The 6,095-nt window shown below is 62.9% G+C and carries 13 protein-coding genes and 1 pseudogene; 8 read left to right on the top strand and 6 right to left on the bottom strand.

What is annotated here, in order from left to right:
• Positions 1–429, bottom strand: a pseudogene (locus KBZ12_RS18315) (hypothetical protein); the annotation flags it as partial.
• Positions 430–621: 192 nt separating this feature from the next.
• Here KBZ12_RS18315 and KBZ12_RS18310 point away from each other — a divergent pair.
• On the top strand, positions 622–1,254 hold the full coding sequence (locus KBZ12_RS18310) for a DUF433 domain-containing protein (protein WP_254959500.1): 633 nt from the start codon (positions 622–624) through the stop codon (positions 1,252–1,254).
• A gap of 11 nt (positions 1,255–1,265) precedes the next feature.
• The gene (locus KBZ12_RS18305; RefSeq protein WP_254959499.1) at positions 1,266–1,547 is read left to right on the top strand and encodes a DUF5615 family PIN-like protein; all 282 of its coding nucleotides are present in this window, start codon (positions 1,266–1,268) and stop codon (positions 1,545–1,547) included.
• Positions 1,548–1,549: 2 nt separating this feature from the next.
• Here KBZ12_RS18305 and KBZ12_RS18300 read toward each other — a convergent pair whose 3' ends face one another.
• Both KBZ12_RS18300 and KBZ12_RS18800 read right to left on the bottom strand, forming a co-directional pair.
• Entirely contained in the window at positions 1,550–1,816 is a 267-nt protein-coding gene (locus KBZ12_RS18300; RefSeq protein ID WP_254959498.1) for an HIT family protein, read from the bottom strand.
• Positions 1,711–2,082, bottom strand: a complete 372-nt coding sequence (locus KBZ12_RS18800) for an HNH endonuclease (protein WP_396101550.1) — start codon at positions 2,080–2,082, stop codon at positions 1,711–1,713. The genes KBZ12_RS18300 and KBZ12_RS18800 overlap by 106 nt, the downstream gene beginning before the upstream one ends.
• Between KBZ12_RS18800 and KBZ12_RS18295 the strand changes: the two genes are divergently transcribed.
• The 3 genes from KBZ12_RS18295 (at position 2,030) to KBZ12_RS18285 (ending at position 3,236) form a co-directional block, all read left to right on the top strand.
• Positions 2,030–2,218: a hypothetical protein gene (locus KBZ12_RS18295; RefSeq protein ID WP_254959497.1), complete on the top strand. Its 189-nt coding sequence runs from the start codon at positions 2,030–2,032 to the stop codon at positions 2,216–2,218. The two genes, KBZ12_RS18800 and KBZ12_RS18295, sit on opposite strands and share 53 nt — an antisense overlap.
• A gap of 322 nt (positions 2,219–2,540) precedes the next feature.
• Positions 2,541–2,810: a prevent-host-death protein gene (locus KBZ12_RS18290; protein ID WP_254959496.1), complete on the top strand. Its 270-nt coding sequence runs from the start codon at positions 2,541–2,543 to the stop codon at positions 2,808–2,810.
• Between the two features lie 9 nt (positions 2,811–2,819).
• The gene (locus KBZ12_RS18285) at positions 2,820–3,236 is read left to right on the top strand and encodes a PIN domain-containing protein (RefSeq protein WP_254959495.1); all 417 of its coding nucleotides are present in this window, start codon (positions 2,820–2,822) and stop codon (positions 3,234–3,236) included.
• Here KBZ12_RS18285 and KBZ12_RS18280 read toward each other — a convergent pair.
• Positions 3,226–3,363, bottom strand: coding sequence for a hypothetical protein (locus tag KBZ12_RS18280; protein ID WP_254959494.1), 138 nt, complete (start codon positions 3,361–3,363; stop codon positions 3,226–3,228). The two genes, KBZ12_RS18285 and KBZ12_RS18280, sit on opposite strands and share 11 nt — an antisense overlap.
• Before the next feature lie 421 nt (positions 3,364–3,784).
• On the opposite strand from KBZ12_RS18280, the gene KBZ12_RS18275 reads away from it, so the two are divergent.
• A complete protein-coding gene (locus KBZ12_RS18275) occupies positions 3,785–4,033 on the top strand; it encodes an addiction module protein (protein ID WP_254959493.1) in 249 nt (82 codons plus the stop codon).
• Entirely contained in the window at positions 4,014–4,322 is a 309-nt protein-coding gene (locus KBZ12_RS18270) for a type II toxin-antitoxin system RelE/ParE family toxin (RefSeq protein ID WP_254959492.1), read from the top strand. The genes KBZ12_RS18275 and KBZ12_RS18270 overlap by 20 nt, the downstream gene beginning before the upstream one ends.
• Before the next feature lie 481 nt (positions 4,323–4,803).
• On the opposite strand, the gene KBZ12_RS18265 is transcribed toward KBZ12_RS18270, so the two are convergent.
• Positions 4,804–5,187 carry a Fic family protein gene (locus KBZ12_RS18265; protein ID WP_254992797.1) on the bottom strand — a complete coding sequence of 128 codons (384 nt, stop codon included), beginning with the start codon at positions 5,185–5,187 and terminating at the stop codon, positions 4,804–4,806.
• Positions 5,188–5,343: 156 nt separating this feature from the next.
• Positions 5,344–5,550, bottom strand: coding sequence for a hypothetical protein (locus KBZ12_RS18260; RefSeq protein WP_254959491.1), 207 nt, complete (start codon positions 5,548–5,550; stop codon positions 5,344–5,346).
• A gap of 162 nt (positions 5,551–5,712) precedes the next feature.
• Here KBZ12_RS18260 and KBZ12_RS18255 point away from each other — a divergent pair, with 162 nt between their 5' ends.
• Positions 5,713–5,925 carry a type II toxin-antitoxin system HicB family antitoxin gene (locus KBZ12_RS18255; RefSeq protein ID WP_254959490.1) on the top strand — a complete coding sequence of 71 codons (213 nt, stop codon included), beginning with the start codon at positions 5,713–5,715 and terminating at the stop codon, positions 5,923–5,925.
• Positions 5,926–6,095 lie beyond the last annotated feature (170 nt).

Raw genomic sequence — 6,095 nt, 5'->3', positions numbered from 1 at the left:
GAGTGCCTGCAGGTTGCTGAGGTCGCCTGTGCCGCCCCGGTTCATGGGCACGATGGGGTCCACCTCCAGGGCCCGATGGTGCGGGGTTTGCTGAGCAACAGCCTGCCCCGCAGCATTCGCAGCGGCCGCGGGCACGGGTGAGCACCCGGACTTTGATCGAGCCGCTGATCGGGGTGCGGTGGCGGCTCCTGTGCCCGAAGCCGCAGGCTTCTGAATGAGCAAACAGCCCACCTCCTCGCCGCGCTGCATTCGGAAGGCATCGAGGCGTTGTCGGCACAGCTCCAGCAACTGGTCGCGCTCGGCGTCGCTCAGTTCCTCGCCGCCCACAAGGTCGTAGGCGCCCTGGTCGTAGCGGGTGATGCCGTTGCCAGTGAGCACCTTGCCCACCATCCGCTTGACGCGCTCGGTGTAGTACTCGATCTGGGTCACGTCTTCCCCCAGGATCCGGCGGGCTACGTCCTGCGCGGGGGCCGGGGGGCCAGGTGGGGACTGGGGGGTGACAGGGGTGGCACTTGCTCATTGAGGAACCATCTCCTTTCGGTAATGGCCTTCCACCCCGACCAACGGGGTCACCAACCCCAGTCCCCTTACTATGCTTCAGCCTGAAACATGGTTCCTGCGATGCCCCCAGCCCTCACCGCCGCCACAGGGGCCGCCCTGCTCGGAGCCGATGCCCGTCTGCTCAGTCAGGAATACCGCCGTGTGCTGGCCCCGCCCGTCCCGCATTCCTCCGCAGCGCCGCTGCGGCTGGGCTTTCGTGAGCTGCTCTACTTCCAGGTGGTCAGCGCTCTGAGTGCCGAGGGGCTGCAGCTTTCGCCTGTTCAGAAGCGTCAGGTGTTCCGTGTCCTCACCGAGAAGACTCAGCGGTTGCCGGTGGACTCACCCCCGGGTCAGGTCGCTCTGGGTGAATGGTCCCGAGGCCACGGTGAACTGCGCAAAACCGGTGCGGTGACCTTCAGCTTTGATCTCAGCAGCGTGAGCCAGGAGCTCCGCTATCGCTATCGGCTCCTCAGGCGGCCCCATGCCCTGGTGGAGAGCAATCCGGCCATCTGCTCGGGGCAGCCTGTGTTTCGGGGCACCCGAATTCCAGTTGCCGTGGTTGTGGAGCAGCTGCGCTCCGGCGTCAGCCGCGCCGACCTGGAGGCCGACTTTCCCCAGCTCAGCAGGCAGGCCCTCGACTACGCCCAGATCCAGGCCCGTCTGCCGAAGCCTCCAGGCCGTCCCCGCCAACCTCTCACCCTGCAGCGCGGCTGAAGGCCGATCCCTTGAGGCTGTTGATCGACGAAAACCTCAGCCCTCGACTCGCCCGTTGGGCTTGTGATATGGGAATTCCAGCAGAGGCTGCCGTGCATGTCGGTCTTGCTGGCGCTGCGGATGAGGATGTCTTCGCCCATGCAGAAGCTGGCTTGAATGCGGAAGAGCAATGGCTCAGGGTCCAGTCAGCCATCCAGCTGATCAAACAGAGTTGTGACCCTGACATGGTAAATCGGGTGCTTGAGGTTCAATCCGACGTTGTTGTCCGATGGCATGAGATTCCCGCCAGCTGATCTCATCTCCTCTCTATCGAATGAACCAGCTCCACCACCGCATTCCATTCCGGCTGGTGCAACGCCAACCCATCGGCCCCATGCCGTCGCGGGATCACCAGGCACTGTTCAGTCGTCACTGGATAGGCATCGGCGATGCACAGCGCCAGTTCGTTCTCCAAAATCACCCGGCCGCTGGCCTCCAGCGCGCAGAACACACAGCCGGCCTTGCGGCTGGCGTAGCTGGCCTGCAGGCCGCGGAAGTCGGTGGTGCCTTCTTGCGTAGGCAAACTGCATCGCGCTTGCCGGCGTTGCAGCGGAAGCAGAGGGCCTGCAAGTTGCTGAGGTCGTCCGAACCGCCATGGTTCCTGGGCAGGATGTGCTCCACCTCCAGGACCCTTTGGTGCGGGGTTTGCCAAGCAACAGACTGCCCCGCAGCATTCGCAGCGGCCCTTGGCACAGGTGAGCACCCGGACTTTGATCGAGCCGCTGATCGGCGTGCGGTGGCGGCTCCTGTGGGCAAACACCTCCTCGCCGCGCTGCATTCGGAAGGCATCGAGGCGCTGGCGGCAAAGCTGCAGCAGCTCTTCGCGCTCGGCGCCGCTCAGTTCCTCGCCGCCCACCAATCCGAAGGCGCCCTGGTCGTAGCGGGTGATGCCGTTGAAGGTGAACCTTGCCCACCATCCGCTTGACGCGCTCTGTGTAGTCATCGATCTGGGTCACGTCCTCCCCCAGGATCCGGTGGGCTACGTCCTGCGCGGGGGCGGGGCTGCGGCGACCCAAAAGCTCCATGAGCATCAGGGGCTGGTAGACGTGGCTCATGCGCATGCGCCTCGCGATGGTGTCGCGCAGGCGCTCGTAGGTGGGGGAGGGGGTTGGGGGCATGGGGGGATCTTGGCGGGGTGTGACGGGGGGTGGCACTGGATCAGGGAGAGGCCACCTCTCCCCCCCCCTGTTCCTGACCCAGCGCACCCGGAGAGCCCTAAAGTGTGTACACAACTCGTGCTGGACAGCATGGCAGCCCGTGTCGGCATTCGGGAGCTTCGGGCCCGGCTCGCCTCCCATCTCGAATCCGCCACCCCAATCGAGGTCACCCGCCATGGCCGCACGATTGGCCTCTATGTGCCGCTCCCTCACGACAGCGGCATGAATGAGCGAGAGAGGCTGCTTGAGGCTGGCCGCCGCATGCAGGCGGAACTGGAGCGGATCGGCCTGGATGAGGAGACTCTCCAAGCCGACTTCCAGAGCTGGCGCCAGCGGCAGCGAGCTGACAAGAACAATTGAGCCCTGAAGATGGAACGCAAGCGTCTGGTTCTGGACGCCAACATCCTGATTCGTGGTTGCTTCGGCCGGCGGGTGCGATTGATCCTCGCCAACCATGCCGATCAGGCCGATTTCTTTGTGGCTCAGGCGGCTCTCTCGGAGGCCGGTCGCTATGTCCTCGACCTCGCCCGCCGCAGGGGTCTCGATGAAGTTGTTTGCCAGGAAGCTCTCCAGAGTCTGCTGACCGTTGTGCAGGTTGTCGATGATGAATTGCTCGCCCACGCCAGGGACGAAGCCCTGGCCCGCATCCGTGATCCCGAAGACTGGCCCACACTGGCGCTATGCCTGCAACTGGAATGCGCTGTCTGGACAGAAGATCAGGACTTCTTCGGCTCCGGTGTCGCCACCTGGACCTGCGCCACGGTTGAGCGTTATCTCAGGTGTTGACACCACCCAATAGACCATCGCCGCCCAACACCTCCTCGCCGCGTTGCTCTCGGAAGGCGTCAAGGCGCTGGCGGCACAGCTCCAGCAGCTGGTCGCGCTCGGCGTCGCTCAGCTCCTTGCCGCCCACCAGGTCGTAGGTGCCTCGCTCGCAGCGGGTGATGCCGTTGAAGGTGAACCTTGCCCACCATCCGCTTGACGCGCTCTGTGTAGTAATCGATCTGGGTCACGTCCTCCCCCAGGATCCGCCGGGCAACGTCCTGCGCGGGGGCCGGGCTGGCTGTTGCCTGGCAAATCCATGTCCCAGGAGCTCCATGAGCATCAGGGGTTGGTCAACGTGGCTCATGCGCATGCGTTTCGCGATGTAGTCGCGTAGGCGCTCGTAGGTGGGGGAGGGGGTTGGGGGCATGGGGGGATCCTGGCGCTGTGGGGGCCAGTGCTGGGGCTGGGGGTGACAGGGGGTGGCACTGATCGGATGTAACTGCCCCGTCTGCGTTGCTCATGGTCGATCTCTTGACTGGATCAGCCCTAAGGTTGATTCGGTGTCTGCTTTGAGCATCGGGCTGATGGCGATGAACCTTCCACTGAGCCGGATGAGCCTGCAAGAGAAGCTCGTGGCCATGGAGCTCCTCTGGGCAGACCTCTCGGCCACCCCCGATCAAGTTGTGTCACCGGCCTGGCACGGCGAAGAGTTGCAGCGCCGGAGAGAGCAAGTACAGCAGGGCAGTACCAAGTTTCTGAACTGGGACGACGCCATCGCTGAACTAAAAACAGAACGACGTGAACATCAGACTCCTTGAGTCCGCCAAGGATGATCTGCGTAGCGGATGGTCGTTCTACGAGCGACAAAGTCAGGGCCTTGGCAATACCTTTCTTGCCGCCATTGATTCTGATGTGCAGACATTAGCCCTCCACGCAGGCACCCATCGAAAGCTCGATGGATTTTATCGGATGTTGATCAAGCGGTTCCCATTCGCGCTCTACTACTTGATCAACGAATCATCGATCGATATCTACGCCATCCTTGACTGCCGCCGAGATCCCATCTGGATTCGCGATCGTCTGGCAACCTCCCCGCCGCCGCCTTGAAAAGCGTGTCGCCATGAGCGCTAGGCCGAGCGCTTCACCGGCCACAATCCTGATGACGTCAAGCCCATTGGGGCCGGCGTAGAAATCGAACTGGGTCACGTCCTCCCCCAGGATCCGGCGGGCTACGTCCTGCGCCGGGGGCCGGGCTGGCTGTTGCCTGGCCAATCCGTGTCCCAGGAGCTCCATGAGCATCAGGGGCTGGTAGGCGTTGCTCATGCGCATGCGTTTCGCGATGTAGTCGCGTAGGCACTTGTAGGTGGGGGAGGGGGTTGGGGGCATGGGGGGGAGCATTGTCTGGTGACAGTGCTGCCAGAATGGCGTTGTGAGGTTGACCTGCCGATGCCCAGTCCCGACCCTGAGCTCCAACGGTTGCGGCAGAACGCGAGTGCGCTGCCGCTTGGCGCACGCATCATCCGTGCCGTGGCCAGTTCCACAGCGATCGAAACGGGACAGCCAGTGGCTGAGATTGAGCGGGCACTCATTAATCGACAGCCGCCCCAGGCAACACCTGCCTGAATTGCTCCACCATCGGGGTGATATTCAGCACAGCCCCCGCACGGATCGCCGCAAAATATAAATCTCGCTGTTGATCCCAGGCTGAATAGTCGAGTGGACCGATTCCAGCCTGGCACGCCATCACATCACAGAGCAGACGCGCGATTCGCCCATTGCCTTCTCGGAATGGATGGATCAGCACCAATTCAACATGAACCTGAGCCAACCCGCTGATCAGCTCATCCACCGATTCGGGATTGAATGGTGTCAGCCTGGCCAGCTGCTCTGATTCAAAAGCCGCGAGCAGATCTGTCAGAAGATGAGCACTGGCAAATGCAAATCCTTGCTTACTCAGATTGAACGACCGCACTTTTCCTGACCACGCATAGACCGAAGCAGCAGATCACGCTCCAGTACAGCCATCACGGCCGGATCTTTGATGCCAAGGCGGTTGCGCAAGACCAGACCATTCGAGCCTGGCTCACACTCCGCAGCTGAACCAACAACGCTGTAACGGCTCATCCCTTCAGCTCTTTGGCCTGTTGATGTTCATCGGCTCTGCAGGTCGCGCTGCCAAGCTTTCCATTTTCGCAGGGCTGCTGATGTTGCGGTAGCAGCTGCAGGTTTTCAGCAACTCCATGAGCATCAGGGGTTGGTAGACGTGGCTCATGCGCATGCGTTCGGCGATGTAGTGCCGCAGGCGCTCGCAGGTGGGGGAGGGGGTTGGGGGCATGGGGGGATCCTGGCGCTGCGGGGGCCAGTGCTGGGGCGGGGGGTGTGACAGGGGGTGGCACTGGTGGGGGAGAGGCCCTGCCGCGATGCCATGCCCTCCTTCACCCCCTCAGCCCCACCTGGCAGTGTGCCTACAGTTCCTTCACTGAATGAAGGTGAGGCCGTGCGTACGTTCTCCGCCGTGATCGTGCGCTGTGCGGATACTGGATTGCTCGTGGGTTACGTCCCCGGTTTCCCTGGTGCTCACAGCCAAGCCGAGACCCTTGAAGAGCTGCAGGTGAACCTCCGGGAGGTTATCGCCATGCTGCTGGAGGACGGCGAGCCGGCCATGGAGAGTGATTTCGTGGGTCTCCAGCAAATCGTGCTGCCAGCCTGAACGTGGGCTCAACCCCGGTTCTCAAGCCCTCGGAGGTATCAGATTGCCCGGTGTCAACTACGTAGGCGGGTCGCGTCAATTACGTAGGCGGGTTACCCCGGGGCCTCCCCCTGCCATGGCAGGGGGAGGCGACAGCGAAAAGTGAGCCACCCTGGCCCGGTCCTCTGCCA

Source organism: Cyanobium sp. Cruz CV13-4-11, from assembly GCF_024346055.1.
Classification (GTDB): Bacteria; Cyanobacteriota; Cyanobacteriia; order PCC-6307; family Cyanobiaceae; genus Cyanobium.
Note: the sequence above shows the minus strand (reverse complement) of the source record. Positions and strands in the feature narration are given on the sequence as shown.

Excerpts from the sequence above, each read along its gene's own strand:
- KBZ12_RS18290 (WP_254959496.1), top strand. The coding sequence starts at position 2,541 with ATGGCAGCCCGTGTCGGCATTCGGGAGCTTCGGGCCCGGCTCGCCTCC.
- KBZ12_RS18800 (WP_396101550.1), bottom strand. The coding sequence starts at position 2,082 with ATGCCTTCCGAATGCAGCGCGGCGAGGAGGTGTTTGCCCACAGGAGCC.
- KBZ12_RS18260 (WP_254959491.1), bottom strand. The coding sequence starts at position 5,550 with ATGCCCCCAACCCCCTCCCCCACCTGCGAGCGCCTGCGGCACTACATC.
- KBZ12_RS18310 (WP_254959500.1), top strand. The coding sequence starts at position 622 with ATGCCCCCAGCCCTCACCGCCGCCACAGGGGCCGCCCTGCTCGGAGCC.
- KBZ12_RS18285 (WP_254959495.1), top strand. The coding sequence starts at position 2,820 with ATGGAACGCAAGCGTCTGGTTCTGGACGCCAACATCCTGATTCGTGGT.